The sequence below is a fragment of the Actinoallomurus acanthiterrae genome, from assembly GCF_054775715.1.
On record NZ_BAAHCO010000001.1, the window covers coordinates 8,534,703 to 8,553,840 of the forward strand.

The window sequence follows — 19,138 nt, forward strand, 5'->3', positions numbered from 1 at the left end:
CATGCCCGACGGCGTCTCATCCCGGCGCGGATCCGTCGTCGGGGGCGAGGACCGTCAGGAGCTCGGCGACCGGCCGCGGCTTCCTCGGCGTGCACGACGCCGTGGCCTCGCCGAAGGTCGCGGTCCGCGCCGTGATCACGACCCTGCCGATCCGCAACCGGTCGACGCCGGCCGCCCTCGGGGTCCATCCGCCCGACAGGTCGCCGGTGACCGACTGGAACGCGGGCACCGGCCCGCCGGTCCCCATCACCCGGAACACGGTGGACTCCGCGCCGGCAACGTCGATGTCGGCCGTGGCCGTCCAGGAGTCGATAGCGACCGGAGGCCGCAGGCTCATCCGAGAGATGTGCAGGCCGACCCGTGTGGCCGTGTCGGCCGGGAGCCGGTTCGGCGCCGCGGTGAGCGTGCCGTCGATGTCCACGGACCGCGTCCCGAGCAGCGGAACCGCGCACGTGTAGGTCATGGCGAAACGAGCCGCCCGCGCGTGTCCCTGCGGCACGGCGACCCTGGCCACGGCGGCCCCGACCGGAGGGACGCCGACCATGGCGATCCCGACCGCGGCGACTCCGGCCACGGCGATCCCGACCGCGGCGACCCTGCCAACGGCAACCCCGACCGTCGCGACGCGGGCCGCAGCGACGCGGGCTGAGGGGACGCGGGCCGAGGCGACGCGGGCCGAGGCGGCCCTGCCAGCGGCGGCCCTGACCGTCGCGTCCCGGCTCGTGGCGGCCCGGCCCGTGGCGGCTCGGCCCGTCGCTCCCCTGCCGACAGCGACTCGGGCCGCAGCAGCGCCAACGGCGACGCGGGTCGCGGCGGCCCTGCCAATGGCGGTCCCGACCGTGGTGACGCGACCCGAGGCGACGCGGGTCGTGGCGACGCGGACTGTGGCGGCCCTGCCGATGGCGGTTCCGGTCGTGACGGCGCTGGCCACGATCACCGAACGCTCGCCGAGCGACTTGATCATCTGGTCCCCCTTCGCAGAGATCCTTCTCGGCGACGAGGTCACCACGGGCGTGGCGGCGGGTGGGGCCGGTGAAACGCGGTTCGACGGAATCTTTGTCCGCCGTCGACCATGCGGCCCCTACCGCCGCCGTACGGCCGGGACGACCAGCGGCGTGCCGGTCTCCGGATCGTCGATCACACGGCACGGCAGCCCGAAGACCTCCTCGACCCGCTCGGCCGTGACGACGTCGGCGGGCGGACCCTCGGCGATCACACGTCCGTCGCGCATGGCGATCAGATGGTCGGCGTAGCGGGCCGCGTGGTTCAGGTCGTGTAGCACAGCGACGAGGGTGCGGCCCTGCTCCCGGTGCAGCCGCGCACACAGGTCGAGGACGTCGATCTGGTGGGCGATGTCGAGGTAGGTCGTCGGCTCATCGAGCAGGAGGAACGGGGTCTCCTGGGCGAGGGCCATCGCGATCCAGACGCGCTGCCGCTGACCGCCGGACAGTTCGTCCACGTACGCGTCGGCCAGATCGGCCACGCCGGTGCCGGCCATCGACTCCTGGACGACGCGGTCATCGTCGCGCGACCACTGGCGGAACAGCCCCTGGTGCGGATGACGTCCGCGTGCGACGAGGTCCGCGACCGTGATGCCGTCCGGGGCGATCGACGACTGCGGCAGCAGGCCGAGCGTCCGGGCCACCGCCCGGGTGGGGCGGGCATGGATGTCCTCGCCGTCCAGCAGGACGGTGCCCGAGCGAGGCTTGAGCATGCGCGCGAGGGCGCGCAGCAGGGTGGACTTGCCGCAGGCGTTCGGCCCCACGACGACCGTGAAGGAGCGGTCGGGGATGGCCACGGTGAGTCCTTCGGCGACCGTCCGGCGCTCGTACGCAAGGGTCAGCGACTGCCCCAGCAACCTCGGCGCGCCCCCGCCGGCCCCGCCCGTTCCGCGACTCGTACCAACGCCGTCCCCGCTCGAACCACACGCCGCACCCGCACGGTCCCCGCTCACGCCGGATCCCGCACCCACGCCGCGTTCGCCCAGCTCGGGCACCGCGCCCACGTCGGGTCCGTCCGCTTCGGATGCCGTGCCCACGTCAGGTCCGCCCGCCTCGGACGCCACGCCCACGCCCAGTCCGTCCGCTTCGGATGCCGCGCCCACGTCGGGTCCGGCCGCTTCAGGCACCGCACCCACACCCGGGCCACCCGCCTCGGGCACCGCGCCCACGTCGGGTCCGTCCGCCTCAGGCACCGCACCCGCACCCGGGCCACCCGCCTCGGATACCGCGCCCACACCGAGTCCGGCCGCCTCGGATGCCACGCCCACACCGGGGCCGCCCACCTCAGGCACCGCACCCACACCCGGGCCACCCGCCTCGGATACCGCGCCCACACCGAGTCCGGCCGCTTCGGATGCCGCGCCTGCGCCGTGTTCGCGTTCACGCGTCCCGTCGTGTCCCACGTTTCCTGCTTCCGTCGTTGAGGTGTCCGAGGTGTTCACAGCCGGCCCGTACGGCGCCGGGCGGCGAGTAGTCCGACCAGGTACGCGCCGCCGAGCACGCCCGTGACCACGCCGACGGGCAACTGGTGGCCGGGGATCAGCCGCTGGGCGGCCAGGTCGGCGGTGACCAGGAGGGCCGCGCCCATGCACAGCGAGGGCAGGAGGTTCGGGCCCGGGTCGCGGGTCAGTCGCCGGGCGAGTTGCGGGGCGGTCAGGGCGACGAACGCCACCGGGCCGGTGGCCGCGGCGGCCAGGGCACTGAGCAGGACGGCGGCGGCCAGCAGCGCCAGCCGCACCGCGTCCACTCTGACGCCGAGCGCCGTGGCCGCGTCGTCGCCCATCTCCAGGATCCGCAGCCCCCGGGCGCAGCCGAGCAGTACCACCGGCACGACGACGACCATCGCCGCCAGCAGCGGGGCGAGGTCGCCCCAGCCTCGCCCGTCCAGGGTGCCGGTCAGCCAGAGAATGGCGCGCGCGGCGTCGGGAATGTTCGCGCGGGTCAGCAGGTAGCCGTTGATACCGGTCAGGATCGCGTAGACGCCGATGCCGACCAGGATGAGCCGGTTGCCGTGCAGGCCGTCGCGCCAGGCCAGCAGGTAGATCACCGCTCCGGTGACCAGTCCCCCGGTCACCGCCCCGCCCGCCAGGACGAACCCGCCGCCGCCGAAGACGACGATCACGGTCAGGGCCCCGGCCGCCGCGCCCTGCGTGAACCCGAGGAGGTCGGGGCTGCCGAGCGGGTTGCGGGCCAATGCCTGGAAGGCGGCCCCGGACAGCGCCAGCGCCCCGCCGGCCAGCAGCGCCGTGAGCACCCGCGGCAGCCGTACCTGCTCGACGATGAAGGTGTCGGCGGGGGTGCCCTGACCGAGGAGCGTGCGGACGACGGCCGCCGGGCTCATCGGATAGTCACCGCCACCGATGGCGAAGACGGCGACGACCAGGGCGACCAGGACGCACGCCACGCCCACGGCCAGGGGCCGCGGCCGCAGCCGTACCGAGAACCCGCCGGCGGCCCGGATCACCAGAGCCCGGGTCGCCTTGCCCCCGGTCGCGTCCGCCCCCGTCATGTCCGCCCCCGTCGCGTCCGCCCCCGTCGCGTCCGCCCCCGTCGCGTCCGCCCGGGTCGCGTCCGCCCGGGTCGCCTCGCCCCCTGTCGCGTCCACCCCTCTCGCGTCCGCACCCGTTGCCTCGCCCCTGTCGCGTCCATCCCCGTCGCGTCCGCACCCGTCGATTCCACCCGGGTCGCGTCCACACCCGCCGCCTCGACCCCTCTCGCATCCACCCCCATCGCGTCCGCCACCGTCGCGTCCGCCCCGGTCTCGTCCGCGCGGGTCATGCGGTGACCGCCCGGCCGCGCCGGACGACGGCCAGGAAGACCGGGCCGCCGGCGACCATGGTGACGATGCCCACCTGGATCTCGGCGGGCCGGCTGAGGACCCGCCCGAGCACGTCCGCGCCGAGCAGTGTCACCGGTGCGAGCACCGCGCAATACGGGAGCAGCCGGCGCAGGTCGGGGCCGGTGAGCGCGCGTACGAGGTGCGGCACCATCAGGCCGACGAACACGATGGGTCCGCAGGCGGCGGTGGCCGCGCCGCACAGGATGGTGACGGCGACAATGGCGCCGACGCGGGTGCCGCCGGGGCGTGCGCCGAGCGCGCGGGCGGCCTCGTCGCCGAGGGCCAGCGCGTTGAGCGGCCGGGCGAGGACGGCGGTGAGCAGCGCGCCGGCCGCGATGAACGGGGCGACGCCTGTCACCGTCGAGGTTCGTGCGGTGGCCAGCGAGCCGACCGTCCAGAATCGCATGGCGTCGAGCGAGGCGGTGTCCAGGAGTTCGACCGCGCTGACGTAGGCGTACAGCGCGGCGTTGACGGCCGCCCCGGCCAGCGCGAGCCGGGCCGGCGTGGCGGAGCGTCCGCCGCCGACGGCCCAGACGAGGGCCGCGACCGCGCCCGCCCCCGCGAAGGCGAACCACACGTACCCCGTCACGGACGTGATCCCCAGGAAGGTGATCGCGGAGACGATGGCGGCCGAGGCGCCGGCGTTGATGCCGAGCAGTCCGGGGTCGGCGAGGGGGTTGCGGGTCAGCGCCTGCATCACCCCGCCCGCGAGGCCGAGGCCGATTCCGGCCAGGAGCCCCAGCAGGGTGCGCGGCAGCCGGGTCTCGCGGACGACCGTGTAGGCGGGCGCGTGCGGGTCGAAGAGGCCGTGCCACACCTCGCCGAGCGAGAACTGCCGGGCGCCGATGGCCAGGCTGGCGGCGACGACGGTGAGCAGGAGCAACAGCGCGGCGAAAAACGTGGCCGGGCGCCCTTTCCTGGCCGGTGCGGCCGGGGGCGACGCCGTCGGTGGACTCGATGACTTCGTGACAGACACGTACCAGCTCCGCTGCGGATCGAGAGCACGATCACACTGGACAACACGAACTTAGGTTAGGTTAACCTAAGTTCGATCACGGCTCGAGGCCGGCTCTCCCCCACATCCCCCATGAAGGAAGGCACCGTCATGCCCCATGCCCGGACCCCCTCCCAGCTGTCTCGCCGCGGCCTCCTGGCCGCGCTCGGCGGAATCGGCGCCGGCGCGCTGGTCACCGCGTGCGGCGGAGGCAGCGGATCGGGCACGGCGAAGAGCGGCGCGTCCTGGGCGTTCACCGACGACCGCGGGCGGAAGGTCACCGTGCGGGGCCGCCCGCAGCGCCTCGTCGCCTACGTCGGGACGGCCGCGGCCCTGCGCGACTTCGGCGTCGGGGATCAGATCGTCGGGGTCTTCGGACCCACGAAGCTCAAGGACGGCCGTCCGGACCCTCTCGCCGGCACCCTCGACGTGAACAAGGCCACGATCCTCGGCAACACCTTCGGCGAGTTCAACATCGAGAAGTACGCCGCGCTGCACCCCGACCTGCTGATCACCAACATGTACCTGCCGAACGCGCTGTGGTACGTGCCCGACAACAGCAAGGACAAGATCGCCGCACTCGCCCCGAGCGTCGCCATCACGGCCGCCAAGGTGCTCCTCACCGAGCCCATCCGGCGGTACGAGGAGCTCGCCGGGGCCCTGGGCGCCGACCTCAAGGCGCGGCAGGTCACCGATGCCAAGGCGCGGTTCGAGCAGGCGTCGGCGACGCTGCGCACGGCCGCCAAGGCGAACGGCGGCCTCAAGGTCATGGCCGCCTCCGGGAGCCCCGACCTGTTCTACGTCTCCGACCCGAACGCCAACGCCGACCTGCGCTACTTCCGCAGCCTCGGAGTCGACCTCATCGTCCCGAACAAGGTCAGCGCTCAGGGCTTCTTCGAGGACCTCAGCTGGGAGAACGCCGACAAGTATCCGGCCGACCTGATCCTGCTCGACGCCCGTACCTCCGCGCTGCAGCCCAAGGACCTGGCGGCCAAGCCCACCTGGGCGAAGCTGCCCGCCGTGAAGGCGGGCCAGATCACTCCCTGGCAGAGCGAACCGAGGTTCAGCCACGCGGGCTGCGCCCCGCTCATCGAAGCCCTCGCCGCCGCGATCCAGAAGGCCAAGAAGGTCCACTGACCCGCGACGAACTGACCCGCGACGACAGGAGAACCATCGTGAGCACGACCGCGACCGCGGCCCCCTTCCGCTTCTTCGACCTGCACGTCGTACGGACCCGGCGCCTCGGCCCGTCCATGGTCCGGATCACGTTCGGCGGCGAACGCCTCACCGGTCTCGCCGCCGGCGGCCGGGACCAGCGTTTCAAGCTCTTCCTCCCCCACCCCCACCAGGCCGCCCCCGTCGTCCCCACCGGCGCGGGCGAGGAGTGGTTCGCGCGGTGGCGGGAGATGGACCCGACCGTACGGGCGGTGATGCGCTCCTACACCGTGCGCGAACAGCGCCGGGACCCCGACGAGCTCGACGTCGACTTCGCCCTGCACGGGGACGGCGGCCCGGCCTCCCGCTGGGCGGCCCGGGCCCTCCCCGGCGACCGCGTCGTCGTGCTCGGCCCGACGACCCCCGACAACGGTGGCGTGGACTTCCGGCCGCCGCCCGGCGCCGACTGGGTCCTGCTCACCGGGGACGAGACCGCGCTGCCCGCGGTCGCCGGCATCCTCGCCTGGCTGCCCGCGGGCACGCGGGCGCGGGTGTGGCTCGAGGTGCCGCACGCGGCCGACGTGCAGGACCTGCCAACAAAGGCCGACGCCGAGGTCACCTGGCTCGTCCGGGACGACGCCGCCCCCGACCCCCTCCGAGACGACGCCGCCTCCGGCCCCCTCCGGAACGACGCCGCCTCCGACCCCCTCCGGAACGACGCCGCCTCCGGCCTCGTCCGCGGCGGCGCCGCCCAGGGCCTCGTCCTGGACGCGGTCCGGGCCGCCACGCTGCCCGCCGGCACGCCGTACGCCTGGATCGCGGGCGAGGCCGGTGGCGTACGGGCCCTGCGCCGGCACCTCGTCGGCGAACGCGGCCTCGACCGCCGCGCCGTCGTCTTCACCGGCTACTGGCGCCGGGGTGCCACCGAGGAGGACCGGCTCGCCGAGGCCGTGGCCGGCACCGCCGCCGCCGACGACGCCGACGACTGACCCTGGAAGGACGACACGTGACCTTCACGTCGCCCCTGCTCGACGCGCACACCGCCGAGCTGTACCGCAGTCTCGTCACCGCTGGCGTCGGCCGCGTGGCGGACCGGATCGCCTCGGTGGAACGGCCGCTCACCGGGATCGCCCCTGACCGGCTCGCCGAGGAGGTCGCCGCCGTCGACCTCGACCGGCCCCTCGGCGACGCGACCGCCGCCCTCGACGAGCTGGAACACCTCTACCTGCGCGACGCCGTCTACTTCCACCACCCGCGCTACCTCGCCCACCTGAACTGCCCCGTGGCGATCCCCGCCCTGCTCGGCGAGGCGGTGCTGTCGGCGGTCAACTCCTCGCTCGACACCTGGGACCAGAGCGCGGGCGGCACGCTGATCGAACGCCGCCTGATCGAGTGGACGGCTCAGCGCCTCGGCCTGGGCCCGGCCGCCGACGGTGTCTTCACCAGCGGCGGCACGCAGTCCAACCTCCAGGCGCTGCTGCTGGCCCGCGAGGAGGCGTGCGCCCGGACCGCCGCACCACTCCCCGCCCACGAGGAAGCCCGTGCCGGAACCGCCCGTCCGCTGCCGGCCAGTGATGAGGCGTGCGCCGCCCCCACGCGGTTGCGCGTCTTCGCTTCCGCGCACGGGCATTTCAGCGTCGTCAAGGCCGCCCGGCTGCTCGGGCTGGGCGAGGACGCGGTGGTCGGTGTGCCGTGCGACCGGGACCGGCGGATGCGCCCCGGCGCGCTGGCCCGCGAACTCGACCGGTGCCGCCGCCAGGGCCTGGTGCCGATGGCGGTGGTCGCCACCGCCGGGACCACCGACTTCGGCAGCATCGACCCGCTCCCGGAGATCGCCGAGCTGTGCGCGGCGGTGGGCGCGTGGCTGCACGTCGACGCGGCGTACGGCTGCGGTCTGCTGGTGTCCCGCCGGCGTCACCTCCTCGATGGGATCGAACGCGCCGACTCCGTCACCGTCGACTATCACAAGTCCTTCTTCCAGCCGGTCAGCTCCAGCGCCGTGCTCGTACGGGACCGGGCCGCGCTGCGGCACGTGACCTACCACGCCGACTACCTCAACCCCGCGCGCAGCGCCGCCCGGGGCATCCCGAACCAGGTCGACAAGAGCCTGCAGACGACCCGGCGGTTCGACGCGCTGAAGCTGTGGCTGACGCTGCGGATGATGGGCGCGGACGGCGTCGGCGAGCTGTTCGACGCGGTGATCGACCTGGCCGCCGAGGCCTGGGCGCTGCTGGACGCCGACCCGCGCTTCGAGGTGGTCGTACGGCCCCGGCTGAGCACCGTCGTGTTCCGCTACGCGCCGCCCGGCGTGAGCGCCGGAGCCCTCGACCGGGCGAACCTGCACGCCGCCGCCGAGCTGTCCGCCTCCGGGGCGGCCGCCGTGGCCACGACGGTCGTCGACGGCCGCCACCACCTGAAGTTCACGCTCCTCAACCCGCGCACCACCACGGGCGACATCGCCGCCGTCCTCGACCTCCTCGCCGGACACGCCCGCGCCTACCTGGGAGACGACCTTGCCCACGCCTCATGACTTCGTCGCCATCGGACTGGGCCCCTTCAACCTCGGCCTCGCCTGCCTGACCGACCCGATCGACGAGCTCGACGGGGTGTTCCTGGAGTGCAAGCCGGAGTTCGACTGGCACCCGGGGATGCTCCTCGACGGCACGACGCTGCAGACGCCGTTCCTCGCCGACCTGGTCACGCTGGCCGACCCGACCTCGCCGTTCTCGTTCCTCAACTACCTGAAGGCGTCCGGGCGCCTGTACTCGTTCTATATCCGGGAGAGCTTCTTCCCCCTGCGGGCCGAGTACGTCGACTACTGCCGCTGGGCAGGCCGGCTCGCCACGATCCGCTTCGGCCACCACGTCACGGCCGTGGAGTACGACGAGGGCGAGGGGGTGTACGTCGTCCACGCCGAGCGGCCGCAGGGCCGCGTGACGTTCCGGGCGCGCAGCCTGGTCCTGGGCACGGGCACGCCGCCGTACGTCCCGGACTGCTGCCGTGACCTGCCCGGCGACGCGATCCACGCCGCCGACTACCTGGGGCACCGGTCCGCGCTGCGGGCGAAGCGCAGCGTCACGGTCGTCGGCAGCGGCCAGAGCGCGGCGGAGATCTACCACGACCTGCTGCAGGACATCGACCAGCACGACTACGCGCTGAACTGGGTGACGCGGTCGCCGCGGTTCTTCCCGCTGGAGTACACCAAGCTGACGCTGGAGATGACGTCGCCGGAGTACGCCGACTACTTCCACGCGCTGCCCGCCGCGACCCGCGACCGCCTCTCCGCCGCCCAGAAGGGTCTGTACAAGGGCATCAACACCGAGCTCATCGACGAGATCTTCGACCTGCTGTACCGCAAGAGCCTGCACCGGCCGTGCCCGACGCGGCTGATGACCAACACGGCGCTGCGGGACGCGCACTACGACGCCGGCTCGTACACCCTCGGGCTGCGCTAGGAGGAGCAGGGCCGCGATTTCGCCCTCACCACCGAGGGCCTGATCCTCGCCACCGGCTACCGGTACGAGATCCCCGCGTTCCTCACTCCGGTACGGGACCGCCTCCGGTGGGACGAGTCCGGCCGCCTCGCGGTCCGGCGCGACTACAGCGTCGACGCGACCGGCCGCGGCGTCTACGTGCAGAACGCCGAGCTCCACACGCACGGCTTCACAGCGCCCGACCTGGGCATGGCCGCGTACCGCAACTCGTGCATCATCCGGGGCCTGCTGGGCCGCGAGCACTACCCGATCGAACGGTCGATCGCCTTCCAGGAGTTCGGCGCCGCGGTTTCGAGGGAGGTCGTGTCCGCGTGATCGTGTTCTCCCGTACGGACGACGTGCTCGGTGAGTTCGCCCTCCGTCCCGTCGACCCGGCCGGCGACGCCGCGCTGCTGCACGAATGGGTCACCCACCCCAAGTCGGTGTTCTGGATGATGGGCGACGCGAGCCCGTCCGACGTCGTCGCGGAGTTCGAGGCCATCGCGGCCCGGCCGGGCCACGCCGCGTACCTCGGCCTGCACGAGGGCCGCCCGGCCTTCCTCGTCGAACGCTACGACCCGCGCCGCGAACTCGGCGAGGTGTACGACGCCCGCCCCGGCGACGTCGGGATGCACTTCCTCACCGCGCCGCCGGCACGCCGATCCACGGCTTCACCCGCGCCGTCATCGTCACCGTGATGGAGCTGCTGTTCGCCGACCCCGGCACGCGCCGTGTCGTCGTGGAACCCGACGTGCGCAACACCGCCGTGCACGCGCTGAACGCCGCGGTCGGCTTCGAGGTCGCCGGCACCGTCTCCCTGCCGGGCAAGCAGGCCCTGCTGAGCGTCTGCACCCGCGAGCGGTACGAGGCGACGCGGGACCGCCGGTCGTACGGAACGCGCCGTGAACCGTACAACGCGACGCGGGACCGCCGATCGTACGGAACGGGACGAAGCAGCCGTGAACCGTACGAGGCGATGCCGACCGGGGACGACCGTCCCGGCGCGGTCGCGCACCTGACGCCTGGTCGCTGGGCGCACGCGAACCGGCTGCTGGTGCGCAAGGTGCTCGCCGAGTTCGCGCACGAGCGGCTGCTGGTGCCGGAGCGGCTGCCGGACGGCCGGTACGCCGTGCGCAGTGACGACGGCACCGTGGAGTACTCGTTCGCGGCGCGCGTCCTGGCGCTGGACCACTGGGACGTCGACGCGCACTCCATCACCCGGTGGCGCTCCGGCGCGAAGCTCCGGATCGACGCGCTCGACCTGATCCTTGAGCTGCGGCACACGCTCGGCCTCACTGAGGACGTCCTCCCGGTCTACCTGGAGGAGATCAGCAGCACCCTCGCGAGCAGCGCGTACAAGCTCTCCCGGCCCCCGGTCCGCGCGGCCGACCTCGCGCGGGCTGACTTCCAGGCCGTCGAGACCGGCATGACCGAGGGCCACCCCTGCTTCGTCGCCAACAACGGGCGGCTCGGCTTCGACGCCGAGGAGTACCAGCGGTACGCCCCCGAGGCCGCCCGGCCGGTCCGCTTGCTCTGGCTGGCCGCGCGCCGGGACCGCTCCACTTTCACGGGCGGCGCGGGCCTCGACCACGACGCGCTGATGCGCGCGGAGCTGGGCGCGGCGACCCTCGAGCGGTTCTCGGCCACGATGGCCGGGCTCGGGCTGGACCTCGCCGACTTCCACCTCATCCCCGTCCACCCGTGGCAGTGGCGGAACCGGCTGTCGGTGACCTTCGCCGGTGAGGTGGCGCGGCGCCGTCTCGTGCTCCTCGGCCCGAGCGACGACGAGTACCTCGCCCAGCAGTCGATCCGGACCTTCTTCAACGTCGGCGCGCCGTCGAAGCACTACGTGAAGACGGCCCTGTCCGTGCTGAACATGGGCTTCCTGCGCGGCCTGTCCGCCGAGTACATGGCGGCGACCCCGGCCATCAACGACTGGGTCGCCGACCTGGTCGCGAACGACGAGGTCCTGAAACGGACGGGCCTGACCGTGCTGCGGGAGCGCGCCGCGGTCGGGTACCACCATGAGCAGTACGCCGCCGCCTCCGCGAAGGGCTCCCCGTACCTGAAGATGCTGGCCGCGCTGTGGCGGGAGAGCCCGGTGCCGCTGCTCGGACCGGGCGAGCGGCTCGTGACCATGGCCTCGCTGCTGCACGTCGACCGGGCGGGCGATTCCTTCGCGTGCGCCCTGATCGACGGGTCGGGGCTGGACCCGGTCGCCTGGCTGCGCCGGTACCTCGACGCCTACCTGACGCCGATCCTGCACTGCTTCTACGCCCACGACCTGGTCTTCATGCCGCACGGTGAGAACGTCATCCTGGTGCTCGACGAGCGAGGCGTCCCGCAGCGTGCCATGTTCAAGGACATCGCCGAGGAGATCGGCGTGATGAGCGCCGACCGGCGGCTGCCACCGGAGATCGAGCGCGTCCGCGCGGACGTGCCGGAGGACATGAAGATCCTCTCGATCTTCACGGACGTCTTCGACTGCTTCTTCCGCTTCCTCAGCGCGGCCCTCGACGCGGACGGCACCCTCGACGAGGACACCTTCTGGTCGACGGTGGCCGCCTGCGTCGCGGACTACCAGGACTCGGTCCCCCACCTGGTCGACCGGTTCGCCAGGTACGACCTGTTCGCCGAGCGGTTCGCGCTGTCCTGCCTGAACCGGCTGCAGCTACGGAACAACCGGCAGATGGTCGACCTCGCCGACCCGGCCGGCGCCCTGCAGCTCGTCGGCACCCTGGACAACCCCATCGCCCGCTTCGCGCGCTGACCTGCACGGACACCTGCACTCATGATCATGCTGAGGCAAGGGGGAGACGAAAACGATCTTGAAGCTGTAACGTCTGCTCTGCCGTTTGGCGCCCGCTGGGGAACACGCTGCCCGGGCTTGGCGGCAGCGTCCCCTGTGGAGACACCCCCATCGAGGATGAGGAAGGCACGTTGAAACAACGTTCCAGGGCAGTGGTGGCCGCGGCGGCCACCATGTTCGCCTGCACCATCGCGGCTCAGCCCGCCTTCGCGGATGGTTCTGATCCTGCCGGTCTGGTAGTGATATCGGGCACCAGCGCGCTGCCGGCGGGTTGTGGGCTGGCCGAGGGCAACGGTTACGTGCTGAACCCGAACGCCGAGGTTCAGCCCATGGTGGCGCGGGATCCGAAGCAGTCGAAGCACCTCGTCGCGATTTACCAGCAGGACCGGTGGAACAAGTACGGCAGCAACGGAGCCGTCACCGTCGTGTCCAACGACGCCGGCGTGACCTGGCACAAGTCGGCGGCGCAGCCCGCGTTCTCCCGCTGCAACGGCGGCACCGCGGCCAACGGCGGGGACTACGACGTCACGACGGACCACTGGATCACGATCACGCCGTCCGGTGCGGCCGTGGCCGCGTCGTTCTCGCTGTCGCGTACCGGTCAGGTGACGGCGATGCTGGTGTCGCGGTCCGCTGACGGCGGCGAGCACTGGGACGCCCCCGTGACCCTGCAGCGGGACGACACCACGGAGTTCTTCAACGACCGCCCGGCGATCACCGCGGACCCGTACCACCCGGGCGTGGTCTACGCCGTGTGGGACCGGTCCTACAGCGAGTCGAACGGTGAGTGGGGCCAGCCGGTCTACATGGCGAAGTCGACCGACGACGGGAAGACCTGGACTTCGAAGAAGGTCTACGACTTCCCGACCAACAACGGCGCCATCGGTGCCGTTGTGCAGCCGATGGCCGACGGGACGCTGCTGCTCGGCATGCACGTGGAGAGCGACACCACCGCCGCCACCCAGGTCGTCCGCTCGACCGACGGCGGCGACACGTGGTCGACGCCGACGCTGAACGCGGCGGCGCCGTTCACCGTGGGTACCAAGATCCCGGACCCCGACAACGGGACTGACCCGGTGCGCAACGCCTCGCTCCCGCTGCTGGCGGTCCAGCCGAACAGCAAGGTGGTGAACGCGGTCTGGCAGAGCCAGAACGCCGACGGCACCTTCCACGTCGCGTACGCGCGGTCCACGGACGACGGGCAGACCTGGTCCACCCCGGTTCGCGTGGACAAGACGCCCACCGGTTCGGCCGTGGTACCGGCGATCGCCGTGGCCCCCAGCGGCGTCGTGGGGATCACGTACTACGACTTCCGGAACAACACGTCCGCCGCCACACTGCCCACCGACTTCTGGTCCATGACCTGCGCGGAAAACTGCACGGAGTCCGGATCGTGGAGCGAGCAGCACATGGAGGGTTCGTTCGACGCGCGGACGGTGCCGTTGACGAGTTCCGGCCGGATGATCGGTGACTACACCGGCCTGGTCTGGACGACCGGCTCGACCTTCCTGGCCGTCTACGGCGTGGCCACCGGCAACACCAGCAACCCGGTGGACATCCACAGCGACACCTTCGACCGCTGACCTGCCGGGTGCGATCCGCCGGCGGATCGCACCGTACGGTGCGGCGGCGCCACACCGACGACGGTGTGCGCGGCCAGGTCACAAGCTTTACGGGCCGGTCGGGTCGCCACGCGACCCGACCGGCCTCGACGTTGGGCGAGCAACCGGCGGAGTCGCGGACGAACCGCCACACGCGGTCACCGCTCGGTGGGGAAGACGATGCCGCACTGGGCGCGAATCTCGTCCATGACCCGGAGCGTGGTGATCGAGTCGTCGAGGGGGCGGATCGGGGACTGCGGTCGTCCGGCGGTGATGCAGCGGGCGGCGTCTGCGGCCTCGAAGCACAGGGCGTCGTGGGCGGTGCGTGCTTCGGTGAAGGTCAGTGCCGGGCCGCCGTGCGGCGTGAGGATGAGGTCACCGGGCTGGTTGAACGGGCCGGGCAGGGTCAGGGTCCCGTGCGATCCGGCGATGGTGGCCGTGGTCGGGGTGTCGCTGAACAGGGTGGTGTGCAGGACGGCCTGGTTGCCGTACGGGTCGCGGAGCACGGCGGAGATCTGGCCGTTGACTCCCGCCGGGTGGGGCTGTCCGGCGGCCAAGATCTTCGCGGGCGCGCCCAGGACCCACGTGGCGAAGGACACCGGGTAGACGCCGAGGTCGAGGAGAGGGCCGCCGGCCAGATCGGGGTTCATGATCCGGTGATCGGGGGTGAAGTGCTCACCGAAGTCGGCCAGGACGGTGTGGATCTCGCCGAGGACTCCGGATTCGAGGACCTGGCGCACGATGTCGTACCTGGGCAGGAAGAAGCTCCACAGGGCCTCCGCGCAGAACAGCCTCCGTTCGGCAGCGACCCCGGCGATCTCGGTGGCCTCCTCGGCGTTCAGCGCGAGGGGCTTCTCGACCAGGACGTGCTTTCCGTGCTCGAGGGCGAGCCGGGCGCAGGCCAGGTGGGCGGTGTGCTCGGTGGCGACGTAGACGACGTCGAGGTCGGAGGCGGCGACGAGCTCCTCGTACGAACCGTGGGCGCGGGGGATTCCGTGGCGGCGCGCGAAGTCCTCGGCGCGGCCGTGGTCGCGGGAGGCGACCACCGTGAGGCGCTGGCGGGTGTGGCGCCGAACGGAACGGGCGAAGCGCTCGGCGATCCAGCCGGTTCCGAGAATGCCCCAGCGCAACGCCGGGGCGGCCATCGGGTCGGGGGTACGGGCGGCGGGCAGGGCAGTGGGGAAGGCGGACACGTCCTAGACCGCCGGGGCCTGGACGGGGACGGTCCTGCCGCCGTTCTCCATGGAGTCGATGACCGCCGCCGCGACGGCGCTCGCGGTCAGCCCGTCGCGGGCCGTGGCCAGTGGAGACGGCGTGCCCGCGGCGATCGCGTCGACCCAGGCCTGGAGCTCGAGCCGGTACGCGTCGGCGAACCGGGGCCGCCAGTCGGCGGGGTGGCCGGTGGACCGCCTGCGATCGGCGTCGGTGACGACGCGGGCCGGGTCGGCCAGCGCGACCGTACCGCGGTCGCCGACGATCTCACAGCGGATGTCGTAGCCGTACCCGGCGTTGAGGAACACCTCGACGGTGGTCAGGGCGCCGTCGGCGGTACGGAGCAGGATCAGCTGTGGATCCCGCAGCCCGGCCGCCGCCGGCGTACGGAGCGGGGCGCGCCATTCGACCTCGGTGACCGGAGAGTCCAGCAGCCAGGGAACGGTGTCGAATTCGTGGATCGCCGAGCCGGTGACGCTGGACTCGCTGGTGGCCCCCGGCGCGGAGGCCACCCCGCGGCTGACGCAGTGCAGCAGCAGCGGCGCCCCGCAGTCCCCGGCGGCGAGGGCGGCCTTCAACTCCACGTACGCCGGGTCGAAACGGCGCATGAAGCCGACCGAGATCAGTCCCGCCTGCTGTTCCTCCGCCCGTACGACGCGCACGCATTCGGCCAGGGTCGGCGCCAGCGGCTTCTCGCACATCACGGGCTTGCCGGCCCGGACCGCGGCGATGGCCAGGTCGGCGTGGGTGGCGTCGTGTGAGGCGATGACGACCGCGTCGACGGCGGGATCGGCGATCAGCGCGAAGGCGTCGTCGGCGGTCCGGGCGTCCCGGACGCCGGCCGCGACGGCGCGAGCCCGGGCGGGGTCGATGTCGGTCACCACGGTGACGGCGGCGCCGGAGACGTGGCGGTGCAGGGTGTTCACGTGGTCGGCGCCCATGACGCCGGTGCCGATGACGCCGACGCGGATCTCGCTCATGGCAGGCTCACCCACGTCCCGGTCCGGGCGGAGCGGGTCATGGCGTCGAGCGCGACGGCGGCGCGGACGGCGTCCTCCAGTGTGGCGCCGTACGGCGTCCGCTCGGCGACGGATCGCAGGAAGCGGTACGCCTCGATGACTTTCAGATCGTCGTAGCCCATGCTGATCCCGGCTCCAGGCTGGAAGGCGGCGTACTCGCCGTCCCCCGGCCCGACGTGGACGGTGCTGACCGGCTGATCCTGGTAGGCCGTTCCCCGGCTGACGCCCAGTTCACCCATCCGGCGGAAATCCCAGAACAGCGCGCCCCTGGTGCCGTGGATCTCCACGCCGTAGTTGTTCTGCTCGCCCACCGAGACCCGGCAGGCCTCCAGGACGCCGCGTGCCCCGGAGGCGAACCGCAGGAGGCAGGAGACGTGATCCTCGTTCTCCACCCGCCCCCGCTCCCCTCCCGTGGACCGGGTGTGCCCGGCGGTGGCGCCGACCGGGCGGGCCCGCTCGGGTACGAACACGGCGGTGTCGGCGACCAGGGACGAGATCTCGCCGAGGAGGAAGCGGGCCAGGTCCACGCCGTGCGAGGCGAGATCGCCCAGCACGCCGCTGCCGCCGCGCTCGCGCTCGTACCGCCAGGTCAACGCGCCATCGGGATGCGCCGCGTAGTCGCTGAACAGCCGGATGCGGGCGTGGGTGACGGTGCCGATCTCCCCCGCGGCGATCATCTCCCGGGCCGTCTCGACGGCCGGGGCGTTGCGGTAGTTGAACCCGACGGCGCCCTGGACCCCGGCCTTGCCGACCGCGTCGGCGACCGCGCGGGCGTCCGCGGCGGTCAGGCCGACGGGCTTCTCGATCCAGAGGTGCTTGCCGGCCTCCGCCAGCGCCACGCCGATCTCGCGGTGGAGGAAGTTCGGGGCGGTGACGCTGACGGCGGCCACGCGCGGGTCGGCCACGACGTCACGCCAGTCACGGGTCGCCGTGGCGAAGCCGAATCGGGCGGCGGCCTCCTCGGCTCGGCCCGGCACCTCATCGGCGACCATGACGGGCTCCGGGCGCAGATCCAGCCGCGGGAAGTGATGCAGGACCCGGGCGTACGCCTGGGCGTGCACTCGCCCCATCCAGCCGAACCCCACCACGGCCACGCCCAGGGGACGATGACGCACCATCGGTCACCTCACCCGGACTCGTGGTCGGACGTCGAGTGGCGGTGGTTCGACGCTGCTCACGTGGTGACCTCCCCTGCCGGATGAACTAGAGCGCTCTAGGCTGGCCACTATGAGCCGGGCCGTTCAGGGATGTCAAGAGCGGGTTACCCGAACATCGCCGGATGCGGGGTCCGGCAGAACGGGGCAAGATCCCAGGGAGTAGATCCCCGGCGAGAGGCGTGGACGGATGACAGGTCGTCAGCAGGTCGGTGTCCGGTGAAACCCCCGACGGGCACCTGGGCGACGGTGCTCCTGCCGCTCGACGAGGACGACAACCTGCGCTGGGAACATGTCGGCGAGCAGGTGGACCGGCTCATCGCCGCCGGTGTCGACGGCGTGTACACGGGTGGGTCGGCGGCCGAGTTCTGGACCCAGGATGAAACGGAGGTCGACCGGCTCACCGCGCTCGTGGCCGAGCGCTGCGCATCGGCGGGGATGCCGTTCCAGATCGGCTGCGCCCACCCCAGCCCGCAGATCGCGCTCGACCGGCTGCGCCGCGCCCGGGAACTGGAGCCCGCGGCGGTCCAGGTGATCCTGCCGGACTGGTTCGCCGTCACCGACCGCGAGGCGATCGCCTTCCTGCGCCGGCTCGCCGACGAGGCGGCACCGGCGCCCCTGGTCCTGTACAACCCCCCGCATTCCAAGCGCGTGCTGACCCCGGACGAATACGGGCGCCTCTGCGACGAGGTCCCGGAGATCATCGGGCTCAAGGTCGGCGACGGGGACGACGCCTGGTACGAGGCGATGCGCCCGGTGATGGAGCGTGTTTCGGTATTCGTACCGGGCCACCATCTCGCCTCCGGCCACCGTCGCGGCGCGGCCGGCGCCTACTCCAACGTCGCCTGCCTGAACCCCCGCGCCGCCGTCGCCTGGTGGCACGCCATCCGCGACGGCCTCCCCGCCGCGATGGCCACCGAAGCCCGCCTCAACGCCTTCCTCGGCGAGTTCATCCAGCCCCTCCAGCGCGACTACTGCAACGCCGCACTCGACAAACTGCTGGCCACGATCGGCGGCTGGTGCCCGATCGGCACGCGGCTGCGCTGGCCGTACGCCGGCGTGCCCGCCGAACGCGCCGAAACGCTACGCGCCATCGCCCGCGAACGCCTGCCCGACTTCGTCTACCCAGGGCCGGACACCGCGTGACGGCTGGAGAAGCCCGGTCAGCACTCGGGTGATGACCCGGTCGAAGAGCGGCTCGGCGGGGTCGGCCTCGGGTGGTCCGGCCGCCAGCGCGGCGGCCAGGTGCGGGTGGCGACCCGCCGTCACGACCTCGCTCAGGTAGGCCGCCCGATCCCGCTGCCACTGCGGGAGGGTCCGGCCGGTGGCCCCCTGGGCGATCTCCGCGCGTACCAGGAGCGCGACCAGGCCGTTCAGCACGCCGATCGCCTCCAGCTTGGTACGGGGGTCGACGTCGACGCCGGAGAGGGCGGCCAGCGTGTGCTCGAGGTAGTCGACCGCGTTCGGCCCGATCGGACCATCCAGGCCGCCCGCGTCGAGCAGCCAGGGATGCCGGAGATAGATGTCGCGGCTCTGCCGGGCCAGGGTCAGCAGGTCCTGGAGCCAGTGTCCGGCGCCGGGCGCGGCGAGGTCGATCTCTCCGTTCACCTCGTTGACCATGAGTTCGATCAGCTCGTCGCGGGTGGCGACGTAGCGGTAGAGGGATGCCGGTCCGGTGCCGAGGGCTTCCGCCACCGCTCGCATGGTGACGGCGCCGAGCCCGTCGGTGTCGGCGAGCGCCACGCCCGCTGCGGCGATCCGGCTCCGGCTGTACTCCGGCGCCGGGCCGCGCGCCCCACGCTCAGGTCGTAGCCAGATGCTGCGGTCGGGCGCCTCGGCCACACCCCTCCCCTTTCTGCGAACGTCGTTTGCAGTATCGTA

13 protein-coding genes and 2 pseudogenes are annotated in these 19,138 nt (G+C 72.7%); 7 read left to right on the top strand and 8 right to left on the bottom strand.

Features of this window, described 5'->3' with window-relative positions:
• Window positions 1-16: 16 nt before the first annotated feature.
• The 4 genes from ACYVF7_RS40200 to ACYVF7_RS40215 all read right to left on the bottom strand — a co-directional run bounded on the left by ACYVF7_RS40200 (window position 17) and on the right by ACYVF7_RS40215 (window position 4,816).
• Complete coding sequence (locus ACYVF7_RS40200) at window positions 17-964, bottom strand: hypothetical protein (RefSeq protein ID WP_460351128.1); 948 nt, start codon at window positions 962-964, stop codon at window positions 17-19.
• Window positions 965-1,081: 117 nt separating this feature from the next.
• Window positions 1,082-1,858 carry an ABC transporter ATP-binding protein gene (locus ACYVF7_RS40205; RefSeq protein WP_460358376.1) on the bottom strand — a complete coding sequence of 259 codons (777 nt, stop codon included), beginning with the start codon at window positions 1,856-1,858 and terminating at the stop codon, window positions 1,082-1,084.
• Window positions 1,859-2,439: 581 nt separating this feature from the next.
• Window positions 2,440-3,675 (bottom strand): iron chelate uptake ABC transporter family permease subunit, encoded by a 1,236-nt coding sequence (locus ACYVF7_RS40210; RefSeq protein ID WP_460358378.1) that lies wholly within the window; start codon window positions 3,673-3,675, stop codon window positions 2,440-2,442.
• A gap of 100 nt (window positions 3,676-3,775) precedes the next feature.
• Window positions 3,776-4,816 carry a FecCD family ABC transporter permease gene (locus ACYVF7_RS40215; protein ID WP_460351130.1) on the bottom strand — a complete coding sequence of 347 codons (1,041 nt, stop codon included), beginning with the start codon at window positions 4,814-4,816 and terminating at the stop codon, window positions 3,776-3,778.
• A gap of 129 nt (window positions 4,817-4,945) precedes the next feature.
• Here ACYVF7_RS40215 and ACYVF7_RS40220 point away from each other — a divergent pair, with 129 nt between their 5' ends.
• From ACYVF7_RS40220 to ACYVF7_RS40245, 6 genes and pseudogenes are all read left to right on the top strand, one after another.
• Complete coding sequence (locus ACYVF7_RS40220; RefSeq protein ID WP_460351132.1) at window positions 4,946-5,971, top strand: ABC transporter substrate-binding protein; 1,026 nt, start codon at window positions 4,946-4,948, stop codon at window positions 5,969-5,971.
• A 38-nt stretch (window positions 5,972-6,009) separates the two neighbouring features.
• The gene (locus ACYVF7_RS40225) at window positions 6,010-6,978 is read left to right on the top strand and encodes a siderophore-interacting protein (RefSeq protein ID WP_460351134.1); all 969 of its coding nucleotides are present in this window, start codon (window positions 6,010-6,012) and stop codon (window positions 6,976-6,978) included.
• Window positions 6,979-6,995: 17 nt separating this feature from the next.
• Complete coding sequence (locus ACYVF7_RS40230) at window positions 6,996-8,519, top strand: pyridoxal phosphate-dependent decarboxylase family protein (protein ID WP_460351136.1); 1,524 nt, start codon at window positions 6,996-6,998, stop codon at window positions 8,517-8,519.
• Window positions 8,503-9,798: pseudogene (locus tag ACYVF7_RS40235) on the top strand (lysine N(6)-hydroxylase/L-ornithine N(5)-oxygenase family protein). The gene ACYVF7_RS40230 and the pseudogene ACYVF7_RS40235 overlap by 17 nt, the downstream one beginning before the upstream one ends.
• A 107-nt stretch (window positions 9,799-9,905) precedes the next feature.
• Window positions 9,906-12,232: pseudogene (locus tag ACYVF7_RS40240) on the top strand (GNAT family N-acetyltransferase).
• 170 nt (window positions 12,233-12,402) lie between these two features.
• Complete coding sequence (locus tag ACYVF7_RS40245) at window positions 12,403-13,854, top strand: exo-alpha-sialidase (RefSeq protein WP_460351138.1); 1,452 nt, start codon at window positions 12,403-12,405, stop codon at window positions 13,852-13,854.
• A 176-nt stretch (window positions 13,855-14,030) separates the two neighbouring features.
• On the opposite strand, the gene ACYVF7_RS40250 is transcribed toward ACYVF7_RS40245, so the two are convergent.
• From ACYVF7_RS40250 to ACYVF7_RS40260, 3 genes are read right to left on the bottom strand one after another with little or no spacing between them, the layout of a single operon-like run.
• Window positions 14,031-15,065, bottom strand: coding sequence for a Gfo/Idh/MocA family protein (locus ACYVF7_RS40250; RefSeq protein WP_460351140.1), 1,035 nt, complete (start codon window positions 15,063-15,065; stop codon window positions 14,031-14,033).
• A gap of 3 nt (window positions 15,066-15,068) precedes the next feature.
• Window positions 15,069-16,064: a Gfo/Idh/MocA family oxidoreductase gene (locus ACYVF7_RS40255; RefSeq protein WP_460351142.1), complete on the bottom strand. Its 996-nt coding sequence runs from the start codon at window positions 16,062-16,064 to the stop codon at window positions 15,069-15,071.
• Complete coding sequence (locus tag ACYVF7_RS40260; protein WP_460351144.1) at window positions 16,061-17,221, bottom strand: Gfo/Idh/MocA family protein; 1,161 nt, start codon at window positions 17,219-17,221, stop codon at window positions 16,061-16,063. Before ACYVF7_RS40260 ends, ACYVF7_RS40255 begins: the two co-directional genes overlap by 4 nt.
• Window positions 17,222-17,476: 255 nt before the next feature.
• Between ACYVF7_RS40260 and ACYVF7_RS40265 the strand changes: the two genes are divergently transcribed.
• Window positions 17,477-18,403 carry a dihydrodipicolinate synthase family protein gene (locus tag ACYVF7_RS40265; protein ID WP_460351146.1) on the top strand — a complete coding sequence of 309 codons (927 nt, stop codon included), beginning with the start codon at window positions 17,477-17,479 and terminating at the stop codon, window positions 18,401-18,403.
• On the opposite strand, the gene ACYVF7_RS40270 is transcribed toward ACYVF7_RS40265, so the two are convergent.
• Window positions 18,341-19,099, bottom strand: coding sequence for a TetR/AcrR family transcriptional regulator (locus tag ACYVF7_RS40270; protein ID WP_460351148.1), 759 nt, complete (start codon window positions 19,097-19,099; stop codon window positions 18,341-18,343). The two genes, ACYVF7_RS40265 and ACYVF7_RS40270, sit on opposite strands and share 63 nt — an antisense overlap.
• Window positions 19,100-19,138 lie beyond the last annotated feature (39 nt).